This window comes from Flavobacterium glycines, assembly GCF_900100165.1.
Lineage (GTDB): Bacteria > Bacteroidota > Bacteroidia > Flavobacteriales > Flavobacteriaceae > Flavobacterium > Flavobacterium glycines.
On sequence record NZ_FNEO01000007.1, the window covers coordinates 31,268 to 50,142 of the forward strand.

Annotated in this window: 16 protein-coding genes, 1 tRNA gene and 1 pseudogene; 8 read left to right on the top strand and 10 right to left on the bottom strand. The window is 33.1% G+C overall.

Translation table 11 applies throughout. From position 1 onward, the window contains the following. Positions 1-4 precede the first annotated feature (4 nt). Both BLR17_RS13685 and BLR17_RS13690 read left to right on the top strand, forming a co-directional pair. Positions 5-2,725 (top strand): cation-translocating P-type ATPase, encoded by a 2,721-nt coding sequence (locus tag BLR17_RS13685; RefSeq protein WP_066325875.1) that lies wholly within the window; start codon positions 5-7, stop codon positions 2,723-2,725. A gap of 133 nt (positions 2,726-2,858) precedes the next feature. Then, positions 2,859-3,866, top strand: a complete 1,008-nt coding sequence (locus BLR17_RS13690; RefSeq protein ID WP_066325871.1) for an LLM class flavin-dependent oxidoreductase — start codon at positions 2,859-2,861, stop codon at positions 3,864-3,866. A 1-nt stretch (position 3,867) separates the two neighbouring features. Here the strand turns inward: BLR17_RS13690 and BLR17_RS13695 are convergent, their stop codons facing one another. The 9 genes and pseudogenes from BLR17_RS13695 to BLR17_RS13730 form a co-directional block, all read right to left on the bottom strand. Beyond that, on the bottom strand, positions 3,868-4,800 hold the full coding sequence (locus tag BLR17_RS13695; RefSeq protein WP_066325870.1) for a transglutaminase-like domain-containing protein: 933 nt from the start codon (positions 4,798-4,800) through the stop codon (positions 3,868-3,870). Positions 4,801-4,818: 18 nt separating this feature from the next. Continuing rightward, on the bottom strand, positions 4,819-5,670 hold the full coding sequence (locus BLR17_RS13700) for a substrate-binding domain-containing protein (RefSeq protein ID WP_066325869.1): 852 nt from the start codon (positions 5,668-5,670) through the stop codon (positions 4,819-4,821). Position 5,671: 1 nt separating this feature from the next. Next, complete coding sequence (locus tag BLR17_RS13705) at positions 5,672-6,538, bottom strand: nucleoside phosphorylase (protein ID WP_066325868.1); 867 nt, start codon at positions 6,536-6,538, stop codon at positions 5,672-5,674. 109 nt (positions 6,539-6,647) lie between these two features. Further along, positions 6,648-6,980 carry a translation initiation factor gene (locus BLR17_RS13710; protein WP_066325866.1) on the bottom strand — a complete coding sequence of 111 codons (333 nt, stop codon included), beginning with the start codon at positions 6,978-6,980 and terminating at the stop codon, positions 6,648-6,650. Between the two features lie 61 nt (positions 6,981-7,041). Further along, a complete protein-coding gene (locus tag BLR17_RS13715) occupies positions 7,042-7,440 on the bottom strand; it encodes a GxxExxY protein (RefSeq protein ID WP_066325864.1) in 399 nt (132 codons plus the stop codon). 146 nt (positions 7,441-7,586) lie between these two features. Next, a complete protein-coding gene (locus BLR17_RS13720) occupies positions 7,587-8,537 on the bottom strand; it encodes an isopenicillin N synthase family dioxygenase (protein WP_066325966.1) in 951 nt (316 codons plus the stop codon). 147 nt (positions 8,538-8,684) lie between these two features. Then, a tRNA-Tyr gene (locus tag BLR17_RS13725) sits at positions 8,685-8,765 on the bottom strand. A 184-nt stretch (positions 8,766-8,949) separates the two neighbouring features. Next, positions 8,950-9,336 (bottom strand): annotated as a pseudogene (locus BLR17_RS16375) (TlpA family protein disulfide reductase); the annotation flags it as partial. An 18-nt stretch (positions 9,337-9,354) separates the two neighbouring features. Then, positions 9,355-10,122, bottom strand: a complete 768-nt coding sequence (locus BLR17_RS13730) for a DUF4369 domain-containing protein (RefSeq protein ID WP_066325970.1) — start codon at positions 10,120-10,122, stop codon at positions 9,355-9,357. A gap of 213 nt (positions 10,123-10,335) precedes the next feature. On the opposite strand from BLR17_RS13730, the gene BLR17_RS13735 reads away from it, so the two are divergent. Beyond that, complete coding sequence (locus tag BLR17_RS13735) at positions 10,336-10,560, top strand: hypothetical protein (RefSeq protein WP_066325972.1); 225 nt, start codon at positions 10,336-10,338, stop codon at positions 10,558-10,560. A gap of 28 nt (positions 10,561-10,588) precedes the next feature. On the opposite strand, the gene BLR17_RS13740 is transcribed toward BLR17_RS13735, so the two are convergent. Continuing rightward, positions 10,589-12,133 carry a hypothetical protein gene (locus BLR17_RS13740; RefSeq protein ID WP_066325974.1) on the bottom strand — a complete coding sequence of 515 codons (1,545 nt, stop codon included), beginning with the start codon at positions 12,131-12,133 and terminating at the stop codon, positions 10,589-10,591. A 155-nt stretch (positions 12,134-12,288) separates the two neighbouring features. On the opposite strand from BLR17_RS13740, the gene BLR17_RS13745 reads away from it, so the two are divergent. From BLR17_RS13745 to ilvN, 5 genes are all read left to right on the top strand, one after another. Then, positions 12,289-13,464: a 2-isopropylmalate synthase gene (locus BLR17_RS13745; RefSeq protein ID WP_066325976.1), complete on the top strand. Its 1,176-nt coding sequence runs from the start codon at positions 12,289-12,291 to the stop codon at positions 13,462-13,464. 65 nt (positions 13,465-13,529) lie between these two features. Then, positions 13,530-14,648, top strand: a complete 1,119-nt coding sequence (gene leuB, locus BLR17_RS13750; RefSeq protein ID WP_066325981.1) for a 3-isopropylmalate dehydrogenase — start codon at positions 13,530-13,532, stop codon at positions 14,646-14,648. 272 nt (positions 14,649-14,920) lie between these two features. After that, positions 14,921-16,594: a dihydroxy-acid dehydratase gene (ilvD, locus tag BLR17_RS13755; RefSeq protein WP_066325983.1), complete on the top strand. Its 1,674-nt coding sequence runs from the start codon at positions 14,921-14,923 to the stop codon at positions 16,592-16,594. A 47-nt stretch (positions 16,595-16,641) separates the two neighbouring features. Next, on the top strand, positions 16,642-18,330 hold the full coding sequence (gene ilvB, locus BLR17_RS13760) for a biosynthetic-type acetolactate synthase large subunit (protein ID WP_066325985.1): 1,689 nt from the start codon (positions 16,642-16,644) through the stop codon (positions 18,328-18,330). 4 nt (positions 18,331-18,334) lie between these two features. Continuing rightward, on the top strand, positions 18,335-18,865 hold the full coding sequence (ilvN, locus tag BLR17_RS13765) for an acetolactate synthase small subunit (RefSeq protein ID WP_055093224.1): 531 nt from the start codon (positions 18,335-18,337) through the stop codon (positions 18,863-18,865). The last annotated feature ends 10 nt before the right edge of the window (positions 18,866-18,875 follow it).

The window sequence follows — 18,875 nt, forward strand, 5'->3', positions numbered from 1 at the left end:
ACTGATGGAAATTTTTAAAGAACCAGTCAATGTCGTTTTGCGACAATTTAATAGCAATATTGAAAATGGTCTTGATAAAAGTACTATTCTGTCAGCAAGGAAAAAGTATGGTAAAAATATACTTAAAATCACCAATTCCAGAAACTTTATAAATATACTTTTCAGTCAGTTTAAAAGTCCGTTAGTTATTATATTAATGATAGCTTCAATGATATCGTATTATTTAGGACAACCCAGAGATGGTTCTATTCTTTTAGTTATCGTGCTATTAAATGCACTAATTGGTTTTTATCAGGAATGGAAATCCGAAAATATTTTGGCTTCCCTAAATAAACTGATTGTCAATAAATGCACTGTAATTAGAGAAAAAAAAACAATTGAAATAATCACTGAAGATCTTGTTCCGGGTGATGTTGTAAAATTATATGAAGGTGATGGCGTTCCAGCCGATATTAGATTAATTCATACTAATGGTTTTTCTGTAAATGAATTTATTCTCACGGGTGAATCGTTACCGTCTGATAAAGATTATTTATTTGCTACAGATAAAACAATTCCTTTTGTGGAAATAAAAAACTGTGTTTACATGGGAACAACTGTTGCAAGAGGTCAGGCAACAGGAATTGTTTATGCAACAGGATTACAAACTGAAATAGGGAAAATAAGTACTTCATCACAAAAAATTAAAGTTCCTGATGCTCCTGTGCAAACAGAGATTGCCGATGTTGCAAAGAAATTAACCTACGCTATTTTACTAATTGGCGCTTGTCTTTTTGGGACTCGCTTGTTGCTGAATGATTCAATACCTGTGGCATTAGTGTTTGCAGTTAGTGTTGCCGCTGCTATGGTTCCGGAAGGTTTGCCTGCACAAATTTCAATGGCTTTGGCACTTGCAGTCGGAAGATTAGCAAAGAGAAATGCAATTGTCAAGAAAATTGCATCAGCGCAAACATTGGGTTCAGCAACGGTGATTGCTTCTGATAAAACAGGAACAATTACTAAAAATGAAATGACTATTACAGGTTGTTATTTCAATTCAGAATCTTTTTTAGTTTCCGGACTAGGATATGAACCACAAGGAAATATTTCTAATGAGAAAAATATTGTGATGAAAAAAGAGTCATTAGGTGATTTAAAGATCTTTTTTCTTTCAGGTTTTCTTTCGTCGACAGGGAAAATAAGTCCGCCAGACACTTTTCATTCTACCTGGCATGCCATTGGTGATCCTACAGAAGCTGCATTTGCTACATTGGCTATTAAAGCAGGATTTACTTTAGAAGAAATTGAAAAGGAGTATCCTATGATTAAAGTTTTTCCTTTTGATTCGGTTCGCAAAAGAGCTTCAATAATCCGAAGTCATAAAGAAAAAATAGTTTCTTCTGTAAAAGGTTCTATAGAGTCTGTTTTGGCGGTTTCTGCAAAAATAATTTCTAATGGAGCGGTAAGTGAACTTACGACTACCCAAAAAGAAGCAATCATGGCTAAGGCTACAGCTTTTTCAGAAAATGCGTTGCGCATTATAGCTATTGCCTACAAAGATTTAGAAATAAAAAAGGATTATACAATTGAAGAAGCAGAACAGGATTTAACCTTTGCTGGATTTGTAACGATGTTTGACCCGCCTCACTCACAAGTAAAAGCGGCTATTGAATTGGTTTTCAAAGCGCAGATGAAGGTTTTTATGATAACGGGGGATAATGAGGTTACCGCGAAGGCAATTGCCAAAAATATCGGATTAATGAATCCGAACAATACATTTCCGTTAGTAATTAATAATACTACTTTGCAAAATATGAATGATGAGGAACTCAAAAAGGTTTTTAGCAATCGAGCAATCATCTTTTCAAGAGTTTCCCCTGATGATAAGCTTCGCATAGTAGATTTGTTGATGCAGCAAGGAGAAATAGTAGCTGTGACTGGTGATGGTGTAAATGATACCTTGAGTTTAAAAAGAGCTGATATAGGAATTGCTATGGGAAGAAATGGTTCTAAAGTGGCTCAGGAAGCTGCTAATATGATTTTATTAGATGATGATTTTTCAACAATTGTTGTTGCAGTCAAAGAAGGAAGAATTATTTTTAGGAATTTGGAAAAAACAATAAAAACAAATCTTTCTTCTAATGTAGCAGAGCTTACTTGCGTACTTTTTGGTTTTGCAGGTTCTTTTTTGGGAATACCAACTCCCATATTAGCGGTACAGATTTTACTGATTGATATGATAGGTGAAATGTTTCCGCTGACAATGTTGACTTACGATCCTCCTGAAAAGAATATCATGGAGATTTCGCCCAGAAATCCTAAGGATAAAATATTAACAAAAGATACTATAAAAGGAATTGTGTTTTCAGGAACTATTATGGGACTTGTTTCTTTTAGTGCTTTTATAATTACTTACTTTGCTAATTTTGATAGAAGCAATCATTATGAAAAAGCCATTACGATCACTTTTATTTCCATTATTTTCAGTCAATATGCAAATCTTCTTTCCAGAAGAACTTATGGAGCTGCTTTAGGAAGCTATTTTTTATCAAATAAAAAACTATTATTGGCATTTCTGTTTTCTATTTCCTGTATATTTCTTATAGTATATGTTCCAATGTTTAATTACTATTTTCATACTTCTCCATTGCTTCTTAAAGATTGGCTTTATCCTATAACTGCCGGAAGTGTTTGTTTGATATTGTTTGAACTTAAAAAATATATTTTCCAAAAAAACAACTTATGATACATGCTTTTGGGATTTATGGAATCATACCAATAAAATATTTTGATTCTATTTAACTTTCTATTAGTATTTGTATCGATGAAAGCCATTTTTACAATGCTTATTTTTGTAATTCCAAATAAGATTTAATTATATGGCCGTAAAAACACTTTCTCAAATAAAAATTTCTGTTCTCGATTTAGCTATAGTCAGAGACGGAGGAAATGCAACCGATACTTTTAAAAACAGTTTGGATTTAGCACAAAAAGCAGAAAAATGGGGTTATAACCGATTTTGGTTGGCCGAACATCATAATATGCAAGGTGTTGCTAGTAGTGCTACGGTGGTCTTGATTGGTCATATTGCTGCCGGAACTTCAACTTTGAGAGTGGGTTCAGGAGGAATTATGTTGCCTAATCACGCTCCTTTAATTGTAGCAGAACAATTTGGTACGTTGGCAACTCTTTTTCCTCATCGGATTGATTTAGGTTTAGGACGTGCACCGGGAACAGATCAATTAACGGCCACAGCTTTAAAAAGAGACGATCAGGCCGCTATGGAATTTCCTGCCAATGTGGAAGAATTACAACGTTATTTATCGGAAGGAAATAAAAATGGGAGAGTGCGTGCTTTTCCAGGCGAAGGTTTGGATATTCCAATTTGGATTTTAGGTTCCAGTACCGAAAGTGCTTATTTAGCAGCTTCTTTGGGATTACCGTATGCTTTTGCAAGTCATTTTGCTCCTGCTCAGTTGTATAAAGCTTTAACTATTTACAGGAATAATTTCAGACCATCAGAACAATTAAAAGAGCCTTATACAATTGCCTGTGTGAACGTAATTGCGGCAGATACGGATTATGAAGCTCTCAAGTTAGCTACTTCTTTTAAGCGATTGTTTTGGAGTATTATTATTGGTCAAAGACAACAATTAAAGCCTCCCGTAAAACCGGAAGAAGATTTTAGAGATTCGATGGAAGAAGCGGCTTTACAGCAAATGACAAAATATACTTTTATTGGTAGTCCGGAAAAAATTGAAAAGGAATTGAATCAATTTATCGAAATCACACAAATAGACGAAATAATGGTAGCATCTGCAATATATCAACATCAGGCACGATTGCATTCTTATGAAATTCTGGGGGAATTAAATAAAAGAGGTTAATTTAATTCAGTGTCAGAGCTCCTAAAATTTCTTCGGACATAAAAGGACCACCGGGATATTTAGCAGTATAGTCTAAATTAAGCCAAACCTGATTACGTTCGTCAATATGATAATGCAATTGTTTTCCATAACTTTCTTTTACAAAGAGTTTGTTTTTAATTAAAAAATTGACTGTTTCCAAATCATTCATGCTTCCAATTAGTATTTCCGGGTAAATATGCCCTTTGGTATGGATTAGACGTGGTGTTCCTCCTATGGCCCGTACACAGGCTGCCATTAAAATGGAATGGTCGTCACAATCTCCTGATAAGTAATTCAAAGATTCACTGGCAGTAGCTATATAATCGCCGTCTTTAGGATCACTAACGTAATTCCATCGGCTATTGATTTCTTTGAAAACACCAAAACACTGGATGATATTTCGATAATCGGTAAAACCTTTGATGTTTTTAAAATTTTTATTGACAGCCATAACTGCAAAATTTCGAACCTTGGGGTTTTGGTATTCAATAGCATTGACTATCTGCGATTTATTAGGGAACGGCAATAATTTTGAAATAATAATATCCTGAGGAAACGGATTGTCGGACATAGTATAAACCATTGAATCATAGTCTTCATAAACACTTTGAAAACCATAATTTCCGGATAAAGTTCCGTATAACAGAATCAGGATATAAAAAACAATACAAATGATAATTATAGTTCTGAGTAAACGAAGAACTAATTGTATGCCTATTAAAATGAAAATAAATAATAGAAAACGGTCAAGATTAAAAGCCCAGTTTAATTCGATTAGATTTTGATGCGCAATGATAAAAGCCGGAATACTAATCAAAATATTCAGAACAAAAATAATCACTTCATCCCAAGGTTTTTTGACCTGAAGTTTTTGTTTTATATTTTGAAAAGTAAGATTTCTAAAGTGTATCATGCGAAGCAAAAAGTAAAACTATACGGTTTTAACTATTTCATCAAAAGTACCTATTTTATCAATAATTTTAAGTTCTAATAATTGATTTTGAATATTGTTTAACATTTCTTTTGATAATTGATTTTGCGACCAAACAGTAAGTGATAACCATTCCTGAATATCCTCAATTTTTTGATGGTATTTTTCGGCTAAAACGGCTTCGATGTCAGGAATAGATTTGAATGAAGCTGTTTTTTTATTGATAACATCTAAAATCTTACGGATAGTTTCCGGCTGCTGTTCTAGAATTTCTTCGCGTACCGCAATAACAAAACAAGGCCAGGGAGTAGGGCAGTCAGCTATTTTTCTAAAAATGCCGTTGTCTACAAGTGGTTTGGTCATAAAACGTTCCCACATAAAATAATCGGCAGTTCCGTTGCTTAGAGCTTCTACAGCACCATCTATGGTGTTTACAATTTCAAATTGAAGGTTATCTGTTTTCCAACCCTGATTATTTGCATTTACATAAGCCATTAACTGTGAACCCGAACCAAAACGCGAAATAGCGACTTTGGTATTTTCAATATCCACTAAACTTTTGTAATTGGATTTGGCCGCCACATGAATTCCCCAAATTAAAGGTGAATCAACATATACCTGAACAATCTTTGATGGATTTCCGGCTACAATATCTTTTACAATTCCTTCTGATAAAATTACAGCAATATCAGTTTCGCCATTTCGTAACATCTGACACATTTTTCCGGTTCCTTCAGGAACATCGGTCCATTGCAGGTTGATATTTTGACTTTCAAATTCTTTATTTTCAAGGCTTAGATGCCAAGGCAAATTAAAGTGTTCCGGTACACCTGCTATTCTGATTGTTTTCATGTTAGTGAGCCAATTTATCTAAAGTATAACGAATCAATTTATCAATAGCCAGATATGGATCTTTACTAAAAGTTCCATTAGCACGATTAGCAATAATAGCATTCAGCGAAATGGCCTGATGCCCTAAAAGAGCCGAAAGACCATAGATGGCGGCGGTTTCCATTTCGAGATTGGTAATTTGAATTCCATTATAATGAAACTGATCCATTTTTTTATTCAAATTAGCATCCTGAATATTCAATCGTAAAATTCTTCCCTGAGGTCCGTAAAAACCTCCTGCTGTTGCTGTAAATCCTTTTTGTATTTGAGTTGAGTAAAAACGATTGTTTAAAGTTTCACTTGAATTAACTACATAAGGTTTCCCTTTTTGAAGATCCCAATCGGTTTGTGTTATAAAAGCAGTTTCTATATCTGAATTTGAAACAGAATCGATACAGTAGGAGCGAAGCATATTGTCTAAACCAATGGCATATTGACTCATAACAAAACTATCAACCGGAATGTTGGCTTGCAACGAACCGGAAGTTCCTATCCTAATAATATTTAATGAAGTAAGCTCGTCTTTAACTTTTCTTGTTTCGAAATCAATATTAACTAAAGCATCCAATTCGTTCAAAACAATATCAATATTATCCGGACCTATTCCGGTAGAAATCACCGTAATTCTTTTGCCTTTGTAAGTTCCGGTTTGTGTTTTAAACTCTCTTTTTTGAGTAGAAAATTCAACTGTATCAAAATAAGCCGTCACTTTTTCAACCCGATCCTGATCACCTACAAAAATGATGTCCTGAGCAATATTTTCAGGTTTTAGATTTAGGTGGTAAATACTTCCATCCGGATTTAGAATTAATTCTGAGGCTGCTATCATTTTTTTTTAAGTTACTGAGATTGGAGTTGCTAAGGTTCTAAGTTTAAAATAATTCTAATTTCAAAGAAATCTAAAATCTGATATCTAAATTCTGCAATCTATAAAATTATTAACCGCCAACACGTTTGGTTTTAAAACCTTTGTCCTGTAAAATTTTCATGATCTTGTCACGATAATCGCCTTGGATAATAATGGCTCCGTCCTTAAAACTTCCACCTACACTTAATTTGGTTTTGATTTCTTTGGCGAGAATTTTAAAATCCTCTTCATCACCTTCATAACCTTCAATTATAGTGGTTGGTTTCCCTTTTCTTTTTTCGAATTTACAAATCATAGGTTCTTTTTGAACGAATAATTCGTGGGCAGTTTCTTCAATTTCTTCCGGTTCATTGCTAGGAACATGATCCGGGAATAAATTTTTTAATTGGTCTTGTAAGTCCATATTTTTTGTTTTTTTAGAACGCAGATTTAAGAAATTTTAAAAATTAATTAAATTGTTTTCTTTATTTTTTATTATGTTTTTTAAATTCATTCGTAAATATTTTTCGAATAAATTGAGGGTCTTTTCCAAAATTTAATAACAGACCTACTTCGCAATCTGTAGCTTTTAAGTAATTTAAAAGTTGGCATTCATGTGAGTCAATCATATATTCAACACATTTAAGCTCTATAATTACAGATTGATTTACAATGATATCGGGAATATATTCTCCAACAATTTCTGTTTTATAAAAAACATTTAATTTTTTTTGGTTTTCAACTTCAAAACCTCTTGATTTCAATTCTAACATCATTGCATTATGATATACTTTTTCTAAAAAGCCATATCCAAGTTCATTATAAACATCATAATAAATTCCAATTATAGTTTTTGTCAACTCTTGATGTGGAAATGTCTTCATGTAAAATTACTTTAAGTAGTTTTTGGAACACAGATTTTAGAAATAGAAGAAATCTAAAATAATTATGAAATTGCGAATTATTAAATCCTAAATTTTATAATATTTCTCTAATTTCTTCTATTTCTAAAATCTGTGTTTCTGAAAAACTATTTCTTAATCAACCCTAAATCCACTAATCTCTCATAAAGAAAATCTCCGGCGGTAATATCTTCAAATTGTTTTGGGTTTTCGCTATCGATACAATTTTCAAGGCAATTAAGTGGCATATCACTCACGGGATGCATAAAAAAGGGTACAGAGTAACGTGAAGTTCCCCATAATTCTCTGGGCGGATTAACTACCTGATGTATTGTCGATTTTAATCGATTATTAGTGTGTCTTGATAGCATATCACCCACATTAATCACTAGTTCATCATCCTGGGCTATAGCATCAATCCATTCGCCATCGTGATTTTGAACCTGAAGTCCTTTGCCCTGAGCGCCCATTAAAAGCGTAATTAAATTAATATCTCCATGAGCTGCGGCACGAATTGCATTTTCAGGCTCTACTGTTATTGGAGGGTAGTGTATCGGTCTTAGGATAGAATTTCCTTCATTGGCATATTTGTCAAAGTAAAATTCGTCAAGACCTAAATGCAAAGCTAATGCTCTCAAAACATAGATTCCTGTTTTTTCAAGCATTTGATAAGCTTCCTTGCCAACTGTATTAAAACCTGGTAATTCATTTACGAAAACATTTGCAGGGTATTCTGAAGCATATTTTGAATTTTGGTCTACATATTGACCAAAGTGCCAAAACTCTTTTAAATCGCCTTCTTTTCGTCCCTTAGCGTGTTCTTTACCAAAAGAAACATATCCTCTTTGTCCTCCAATCTCTGGAATCTCATAACTCTTTTTAGTTGCTAACGGTAAATTGAAAAAAGCTTTGATTTCGTTATATAGTTTTTCAACTAAATTTTGGTCTAAAAAATGTCCTTTTAAGGCAACGAAGCCTATATTTTCAAAAGCACTTCCAATTTCATTAACGAATTTTTCTTTTCGTATAGGATCGTTTGAAAGGAAATCGCTCAAATCAACACTTGGGATGTTTTGCATGGAGTAATTATTTTTTACAGATTTAAAACTGATTTTATCTTTGGTTTACAAATGTATTTAATAATTATTTTAATTAGAATTTTAAAAACTAAAATTGATAAAAGTATAGAGCAAAAAAAAACGTTTCAATTACTTGAAACGTTTTTGTGGGAAGAGCAGGATTCGAACCTGCGAAGGTTTCCCAACGGATTTACAGTCCGTCCTCGTTGGCCGCTTGAGTATCTTCCCATGCTTTAAAGCGGCGCCTTGCTGTTGCTTAGCGGTTGCAAATATAGGAACACTTTTGATGTTTGCAAACATTTTTTGCAGTTAATTTTAATCTTTTTTCAATCTTTTTTTTAAAGTGTTGGTCTTGAATAAAATAAAAAATCTCCACTAGGGAGATTTTTTATTTTTTGTATTTGAAAAGAGCTTATTTGGCTAAGAGTTCTTTGATTTTAGCTCTAAGTTCATCGCCTCTTAAATCTCTTGCTACTACTTTTCCGGAAGCGTCCAGAATAAAAGTGGCTGGAATAGCATCAACTTTATATTGTGCTGCTATTGGATCTTCCCATCCTTTTAAGTTGGAAACCTGAATCCAGCTTAGTTTGTCTTTTGCAATTGCTTCTTTCCATTTATTAGCGTCTTCATCTAAAGATACTCCTATTATGTTAAGTCCTTTAGAATGGAATTCTTTGTAAATAGCAACCACATTAGGGTTTTCTTTTCTACAAGGTCCACACCAAGAAGCCCAAAAGTCAACAATGGTTACTTTTCCCAGGTTTTCCTTAAGGGAAACTGTTTTACCTTCTGTATTTGGAGCAGAGAAATCTGTTCTTCATTTAGTTGCCGGAGCAGCTGGTGCGCCTGGAGCAGCTGGAGCAGCAGAATTAATAGCAGTAAGTCTTTCTTTGATTGCTTTACCTGGCTTAGTGTTTTTTAATTCATCTTCAAAGCTATTGTAGATTTTTTCTGCTTTTTTAATGTCGGCAGTTGGGTCTCCTAGCATACTTTGAAGGATTAAAGCACTGATTAGTGATTTTGGGTGAGTTTCAGAATAAGAAATATATTTTTCTTTAGACTTGTTACCAACTTCTTGTTGAAGTTTTTGATATTCACCCATCAAGTTATTGATTGTAGCAGTGTCTTTAGTTTGTTGTGCTTGGTTCATTTTTAGCGTATTCGCTTTTTGGAAATCAATTAATTTCTTTTGAACCACTTTCATTTCTTCGTTAAATTTCACATACTCGTCATTGTTGTAAGTACCTGAAACTTTAGTATTTTGGATGCTATCTTTATTAATCTCAATGTTGATTTCTCCTGATTCAAGGATAAATGGAATAGGTTGGTTAGCAGCTTCCAATTGAAGTACGTGGAATGAAGGCTCAGTAACTTTTCCTTTGATTTCGAATTTACCATTTTCAACTTTTACAGTATCGATATTAATTAATCCTCCCATTCCGCTAGGATCTTGTGTTTGAAGAATGATAGTTTTACCGTTTTCAATTCCTTTTGCAGTACCAGTGATAATGTACTCATCTTTTCCAACTTTGCTACAAGAAACTAGTACAGCAGAGGCAGAAAGAAATAAAAATAATTTTTTCATTATTAATTAGTTAAATTAGTTAAGTCTGCAAAAGTATTTAAATTTATAAAACAGCAACAATTTAAATCGCTAAATTTTTGTTATAATTGCTGTTATTGGGGTTAATTGTAAGTATTTAAAAAGTAGTAGTTTTAATGATTTTAGCACTTGGATAAGATTATTTGTTTTTATAAAAAGACCGTTTTATTTTTGAAAAGAAAAGAAGATTACTTCATGAGAGTATTAAAAGAAAAATTATTAATAAAAGATGCTACTATAAATAAAGTTCAATTTGACAAAGAATGGTTTTTTAAAATGGATGATATGGCTTTTTATTTAAAAGAAGATTTATCCGAAGTAGAATTTATTTATTTGCCGATGTGGATTGATGGAGTAGAAGAATTAGTAAAATGCTGTTCTTTTGAAGATATTATCAGGGGACGAAAAGAATTATTATAAAAAAGAGAGGATTATTTCCTCTCTTTTTTTATCTGTTATTCAATTTTGCTTTTTCTTTTATGATGTCGCTTATTTTACGATTTTCGATTTTACTTTCTAACCATGAAATAATGTCGAGATAAAGAAAAGCTCTTTTTTCGTAAGTGTTTTGTTCTAACTCAATAAAACGCTCTTTCATTTTAACAAACTCTTTTTTGATGTCACTTGGATAAATTGAGTTTAAGTTTTTTAAGAATCGAATGATTTCTTTTTGTACTTCATGTAAATCATTCATTTTAATTAAAAACTTATAGGTATTTTTTAATTGCGTTTCCAGATAATAATCTTTTCCTAGTTCGTAATGGGCAATTAGGCATAAAATACGGGCAAAGCACATTAAGTCTTCACGCATACTTAAATTCTTATTGTTAATGATTTTTTCTAAATAAAAAATCGATTCGTTGTATTTTTCAATACCAAAATAAATACTGGCAAATTTGTAGAAAAACAACATTTCGTGATGCTCGTCCAAATGCTCATTGTGAATTTTTAACTTATTAAGAATCTCAGGAATTAAATATTCGCTTTCCGCAAATGTGCCTTCCATGATATGGTAATTCAATTTGTTGTTGTAAACATACAAGAAAGATAAAGAGGCTATGTTGTCGTTTATTGGGAAACGGGGATCTTTTATGGTTTCTTCGAGAAGTTTTAAAGAGTTTTTGAATTTAGTCTGGTATTTTAGCATGTATAAGGATTCCAATAAATAATGATTTCCTTTTAAGAAGAAAACAGGATTTAAGAAAATCATATTAGGATTATCGTAGAAAAGAGTAACCCATTTTGAAGCAAACTTATAACTGGCTAAAAAATCCTGAACTAAGAAACTTCGCCATAAATTAGCGTTGTAAAACCAGTATTTTTCGCGAAAACCAAATTTGTTTTCGTCTAATTTTGCTGTGTGTTTGTTAAAGTAATCATCAATGTAAGTGTATTCTTCATCACTTTTGACATAGCCTGTTTTAAGCATAATGCCGTATAATTGTAGTGACAGATTAGAAAGTTTACTTGAAATTGTATTTTGATAATTGAGTTCTTTAGCCTGAATAACTAATTCATCAGCTCTTCCTTGGATACTTCTGGTGATGTATTGCGATTCGATTAGTTTTTCAAACTCAACAATTTCATAAGCCATTAGTTTTTCATCATTTTCTATGGCTTGTGTTTTGGTTTTGTCCAGTATTTTTAAACTTTGCTTGTATAAACCTTTATTGTAAAGGATTGTGGCAAAATCAATTTGTTCTCTTAGTTGGTAACGGATGTTTTGGCTTGGAATGTTTAGTCTGATGCTAACTAATATTTGTTTGTATAAATAAGATTTTAAATTAGATAATTGTACTTTTTTTATGATGCCGCTTTTAAGAATGAGTTTTTCATCATAATGGTCGGATTTGTCTAAAATATTAAATAATTCAATGAATTTTGTATTCGAACTTGTCTCTAATCGACTCGCAAATATTTTGAATTGTCGTTTTTCAGATTTGGATAGGGATTTTATCAGAACGAATAAAAAATCTTTTTGATGGTTAGCCATTGTAAAATAAATAGATTTAAATAATTGATTTTCAGTTATTTAACTTGTCTTTGTTGTGCTTATATACAGTATATTCAATTAAAATGAATTTTCAGTTCAAAGTAAAGAATATATTTTTGTTATCAAGATGTGAAATTACATTAAATTAATTAAAAATGAATAGAGACAAAGTCCAAATTTTTGATACCACTTTACGAGACGGGGAACAAGTTCCGGGATGTAAATTAGATACCAATCAAAAACTTGTTATTGCAGAACGCTTAGATAACATGGGGGTTGATATTATTGAAGCTGGTTTTCCGGTTTCTAGTCCTGGTGATTTTTTGTCTGTTACTGAAATTAGTAAAATCGTTAAAAACGCTACAGTTTGTGGGCTTACCAGAGCTGTAAAAAACGATATCGACGTAGCAGCTGCGGCCCTGAAACATGCTAAAAGACCACGTATTCATACTGGTATTGGGACATCAGAATCTCATATATTACATAAATTACAAACAACAAGAGAAGATATTATTGCCAGAGCTAAAGCTGCTGTTGCTCATGCAAAATCTTATGTTGAAGACGTAGAGTTCTATGCTGAAGATGCCGGAAGAACTGATAATGCTTTCTTGGCACAAGTGTGTGAAGAGGTAATTAAATCAGGAGCTACGGTACTTAATATACCGGACACTACAGGTTATTGTTTGCCTGAAGAATACGGAGCAAAAATTAAATACCTAAAAGAAAATGTAAAAGGTATTGAAAATGTTACTATTTCTTGTCATTGTCATAATGATTTAGGAATGGCGACTGCTAATTCAATCTCAGGAGCTATTAACGGTGCAAGACAAATTGAGTGTACTATTAATGGTATTGGGGAAAGAGCAGGTAATACTGCGCTTGAAGAAGTGGTTATGATTTTTAAACAACATCCGGATTTGAATTTGTATACCGATATTGACACCAAACAATTAAACGAAATGAGTCGTTTGGTTTCAGAAAGTATGGGGATGATGGTACAGCCTAATAAAGCTATTGTAGGAGCTAATGCTTTTGCACATAGTTCAGGTATTCATCAGGATGGAGTTATTAAAAACAGAGCTACTTACGAAATTATCGATCCATTAGATGTAGGGGTTAATGAGTCTTCAATTGTTCTTACTGCAAGAAGTGGTAGAGCGGCTTTGGCTTACCGTGCTAAAAAAGTAGGCTATGAGTTGACAAAAAACCAATTAGATGTTGTTTATGTTGAGTTTTTGAAATTCGCAGATGTCAAAAAAGAAATTTTAGATGATGATATTCATTTAATTATTGCAGCTTCTAAAATAGAAGGGGATTTAATTAAACGATAATTTAGAGATTAAACGTTTTTTAATTGGTAAAATTTACAGCTTTTTAATTTTAAATTAAATCTCCCATGAACTTAAAAATAGCTGTGTTATCTGGTGATGGAATAGGACCTGAAGTGATTTTACAGGCTAAAAAAGCTTTGTATGCTGTTGGGGTTGTCTATGAACATGATTTTATTTTTGAAGACGCACTTATAGGTGCTGTTGCTATTGATAAAACAGGCTCTCCTCTTCCTGAACAAACCTTAAATCTTTGTTTAAATACCGATGCTGTTTTGTTTGGAGCTATTGGAGATCCAAAATATGATTCGGATTCTAATGCTAAAATCAGGCCTGAACAGGGATTATTAAAGTTAAGAAAAGAATTAGGATTGTTTGCTAATATCAGACCTTTAAAGCCTTTCAAAGGTTTGCTAGATGTTTCTCCTTTAAAAAGAGAAATTGTCGAAGGAGTTGATTTTATAATTTACAGAGAGTTAACAGCAGGTATCTATTTTGGTGAGAAAAAGTTAAATGAGGCGGGCACTGTTGCTTCTGATTTATGTGAATATACCGAAGAAGAAATTTCAAGAATAGCACATTTAGCTTTTCAATCGGCACAAAAAAGAAGAAAGAAGCTAACGTTAGTTGATATGGCTAATGTACTTGAAACTTCTCGTTTATGGAGGAAAGTTGTTAAAAACATTAGTGCTTCTTATCCGGATGTAACTTTAGATTTCCTCTTTACTGATAATGCTGCGAAGCAAATTATAAGCAATCCGAAACAATTTGATGTTGTATTGACGGGTAATTTATTTGGAGATATTTTGTCTGATGAAGCTAGTGTAATTACAGGCTCTATAGGGGTTTTGGCATCAACTTCATTAGGGGAGAAAAATGTTTTATTTGAACCTGTTCATGGTTCTTATCCACATGCAAAGGGAAGAAATATTGCCAATCCGTTTGCCTCAATACTTTCGGCGGCTATGTTGTTAGAACATTTTGGTTTAAATGAAGAGGCTAAAAAAGTATATGAAGGAGTTGAAAAAGCAATAGAATATAATGTTGTTACTATAGATTTAAATCCGGATTCAAAATTTGGAACCAATGAAGTAGGGGAATTTGTTTCAAATTTTATTTTAAACAAAGATGATCTGATGTATTTTAATAATGATAATGTGCATTTAGGTCAGTCAACAATAGTATAATGTACTATTTTGATAAATAATTGAAATTAATGACAAGAAATTCATAAAATTTTATTTTTTATTTTTTTTAATATAAAGGTTTTTATACTTTTGTTGCATCAAAATAAGAAAATGAAAAATTCAATCGTAGTAGTTTCTGTCGTTAATGTCATTGTTGTATCAACAAATGCATAAGGGAAGCTATTAATATAATTGAAAAATAATATTATATGACTCCCAATAAAATGGGAGTTTTTTTTTGGATTTACATCAAAAATATAATACTAAGTTAAATGGAATTGAATAAATACAGCAAAACGATCACACAGGATCAAACTCAGCCAGCAGCGCAAGCTATGTTGTATGGAATTGGTTTGACTGAAGAAGATTTAAAAAAGGCTCAAGTAGGTATTGTAAGTATGGGTTACGAAGGTAACACCTGTAATATGCACTTGAATGATCTTGCTAAAGAAGTAAAACAAGGAGTTTGGGATGCTGATTTGGTTGGATTAATATTCAATACTATTGGCGTAAGTGATGGTATTTCTAATGGAACTGACGGAATGCGTTTTTCATTAGTATCTCGTGATGTTATTGCAGATTCTATAGAAACTGTAATGGGGGCACAATGGTACGACAGTATGATAGCAATTCCAGGATGTGATAAAAATATGCCCGGAGCAGTAATGGCAATGGGAAGAGTGAATCGTCCAGCTATTATGGTTTACGGAGGAACAATTCATTCCGGAAAATGGAAAGGGGAATCTTTAAATATTGTTTCTGCATTTGAAGCTTTAGGAAAAAAATTAAATAATAGAATTACCCCTGAAGATTTTAAAGGTGTAATTCAAAATTCCTGTCCGGGAGCCGGAGCTTGTGGGGGAATGTATACAGCTAATACCATGGCTTCAGCAATCGAAGCTCTAGGGATGAGTTTGCCTTACAGCTCTTCTAATCCAGCATTAAGTCCTGAAAAAAGACAGGAATGTGCTGAAGCCGGAAAAGCTATCCGAGTGCTTCTTGAAAAAGATATCAAGCCAAGAGACATTATGACCCGTAAGGCTTTTGAAAATGCTATTACGATAGTAGCTGTTTTAGGTGGTTCTACTAATGCGGTTATGCATTTAATTGCTATGGCTCATTCAGTAGATGTTGAAATTACTTTAGATGATTTCCAGGCTATCAATGACAAAACTCCGGTACTTGCAGATTTAAAACCTAGTGGTAAATACATGATGGAAGACCTGCACACTGTAGGTGGTGTTCCGGCTGTGATGAAATATTTATTAAAAGAAGGTTATCTTCATGGCGACTGTTTGACTGTTACAGGAAAAACATTAGCCGAAAATTTAGAATCGGTTCCTGATTTACAAGATGGACAGGAAGTGGTTCATGAAATTCATAAAGCTTTAAAACCAACAGGAAATATTCAGGTTTTATACGGAAATCTGGCTTCAGAAGGTTGTGTAGCAAAAATTAGTGGAAAAGAAGGAGAATTTTTCGAAGGAACAGCAGTAGTTTTTGAAAGCGAATTTGAAGTTATTCCTGGTATTGCAAAAGGAATGGTTAAACCCGGCAATGTAGTCGTCATCAGGTATTGTGGACCAAAAGGTGGTCCAGGGATGCCGGAAATGCTAAAACCAACCTCGGCTATTATTGGAGCCGGATTAGGAAATAGTGTTGCTTTGATTACAGATGGCAGATTCTCTGGAGGTTCACATGGCTTCGTGGTTGGTCACGTTACACCAGAGGCATATGATGGAGGGGCAATTGCCTTAGTTCAAAATGGAGATGTGATTACAATTGATGCAGTTAAAAACACTATCGATTTAAAAATATCTGAGGAAGAATTTGCCAAGAGAAAAGCAAATTGGGTTCAGCCGCCATTGAAAGCCTCAAAAGGAGTTTTGTTAAAATATGCTAAATCAGTTTCAAGCGCCTCTAAAGGTTGCGTAACAGATAAATAACAGACAATTTAGTTTTAAAAATTGTCAAAAATATAAATAAAAAAAGAATGAAAATATCAGGAGCAGAAGCAGTTATCAGATGCTTATTAGCCGAAGGCGTAGATTTGGTTTATGGTTATCCAGGTGGAGCTATTATGCCGGTTTACGATGAATTATATAAATTTCAAGATCAATTACACCACGTATTGGTGCGTCACGAACAGGGAGCTGCACACGCTGCTCAGGGGTTTGCAAGAGCTACCGGGAAAGTAGGGGTTGCTATCGCGACTTCAGGACCGGGTGCAACCAACTTAGTTACAGGTATTGCTGATGCTCAGATTGACTCTACACCAATGGTATGTATTACCGGACAGGTAGGGAAACATTTATTGGGTTCTGATGCTTTTCAGGAAACTGATATTATCGGAATTTCAACTCCGGTAACAAAATGGAATTATCAAATTACTGAGGCTGATGAAATTCCTGAAATTATGGCAAAAGCATTTTATATTGCACGTTCAGGACGTCCGGGACCAGTATTGGTAGATATTACTAAAAATGCTCAATTTGATACTTTAGATTTTAGTTACAAAAAATGTTCTGACATCAGAAGTTACCATCCGAAGCCTGTTCTGAAAATGGATAAGGTTAAAGAAGCGGCAGAATTAATGAATAAGGCTAAAAAACCAATGATTGTTTTTGGTCAGGGGGTTATTTTGAGTAAAGCTGAAGAAGAATTAAAAGCTTTAATTGAAAAATCAGGAATTCCTGCAGCATGGACTATTTTAGGTTTATCTGCTTTGCCAACAGATCATGAGTTGAATGTTGGAATGGTAGGGATGCACGGAAATTACGGTCCAAATATTTTAACTAACGAATGTGATGTTTTAATTGCATTAGGAATGCGTTTTGATGACCGTGTTACGGGTAATTTAGCAACTTATGCTAAACAAGCTAAAGTTGTTCATTTTGAAATTGATTCTGCTGAAATAGATAAAAACGTAAAAACAGATGTTGCTGTATTAGCGGATTTAAAAGAAGCATTAACAGCTTTATTGCCTTTAATTGAAAAGAATTCACATGAAGAATGGCATAATGAATTCAAAAAGAAATACGACATCGAATTAGAAGCCGTTATCAATGAAGAGTTAGCACCATCAGAAGGAAAAGGAATTTCTATGGGAGAAACTATTGAAATGATTAACAAGCATTCAAATGGAGATGCTATTATGGTTTCAGATGTAGGTCAACATCAAATGTTTACTTGTCGTTACGCAAAATTCAATCAGACAAAAAGCAATGTAACTTCCGGAGGATTAGGAACCATGGGATTTGCTTTACCGGCGGCTATTGGTGCTAAAATGGGAAGACCTGATCGTGAAGTGGTTGCTATTATTGGTGATGGTGGTTTCCAAATGAATATTCAGGAGTTAGGAACTATTCATCAAACTAAAGTTCCAGTTAAAATTGTGGTATTGAACAATGAATTTCTTGGAATGGTAAGACAATGGCAGGAATTATTTTTTGATTACCGTTACGCTTCAACTGTAATGATTAATCCAAATTTCTGTGCAATTGCTGAAGGATATTATATCAAGTCACGCAAAGTTACTAAGAGAGAGGAATTAGATGAAGCAATTGCTGAAATGTTAGCTTCTGAAGACTCTTATTTCCTTGAAGTTATGGTTGAGAAAGAAAACAATGTATTCCCAATGATTCCAACAGGAGCTTCGGTTTCTGACATTCGATTAAGTTAATATTATGGAAGAAAATAAAACATTTACTATTTCTGTTTATACAGAAAATAACGTTGGATTATTAAACAGAATATCTGTTATATTCTTAAAACGTCACATCAATATATTGAGTTTAAATGTATCCGAATCGGAAATTGAAAATGTTTCCAGATTTGTAATTGTAGTAGATACTACTGAAAAATGGGTACGCAATATTGTTGGACAAATTGAAAAACAAGTTGAAGTTATTAAAGCATTTTATCACGTAGATGAAGAAACTATCTTTTTAGAAAGTGCTTTATTTAAAATAGCTTCCAATTTATTGTTTGACGAAAGACAAATTCAAAATATCATCAAAGAAAGTCATTCGGAAATTGTTACCGTATCCAGAGACTTTTTTGTAATATCAAAAGTAGGAAGACGTTCTGAAATCGAAGAATTGTATGCTAAATTAAAACCGTTTGGTATCATGCAATTTGTACGTTCAGGAAGAATTTCTGTTTCTAAAGAAAAAATGGAAGTTACAAGTTTATTATTAGAAGAATTAAAATCATAAATTAAATATT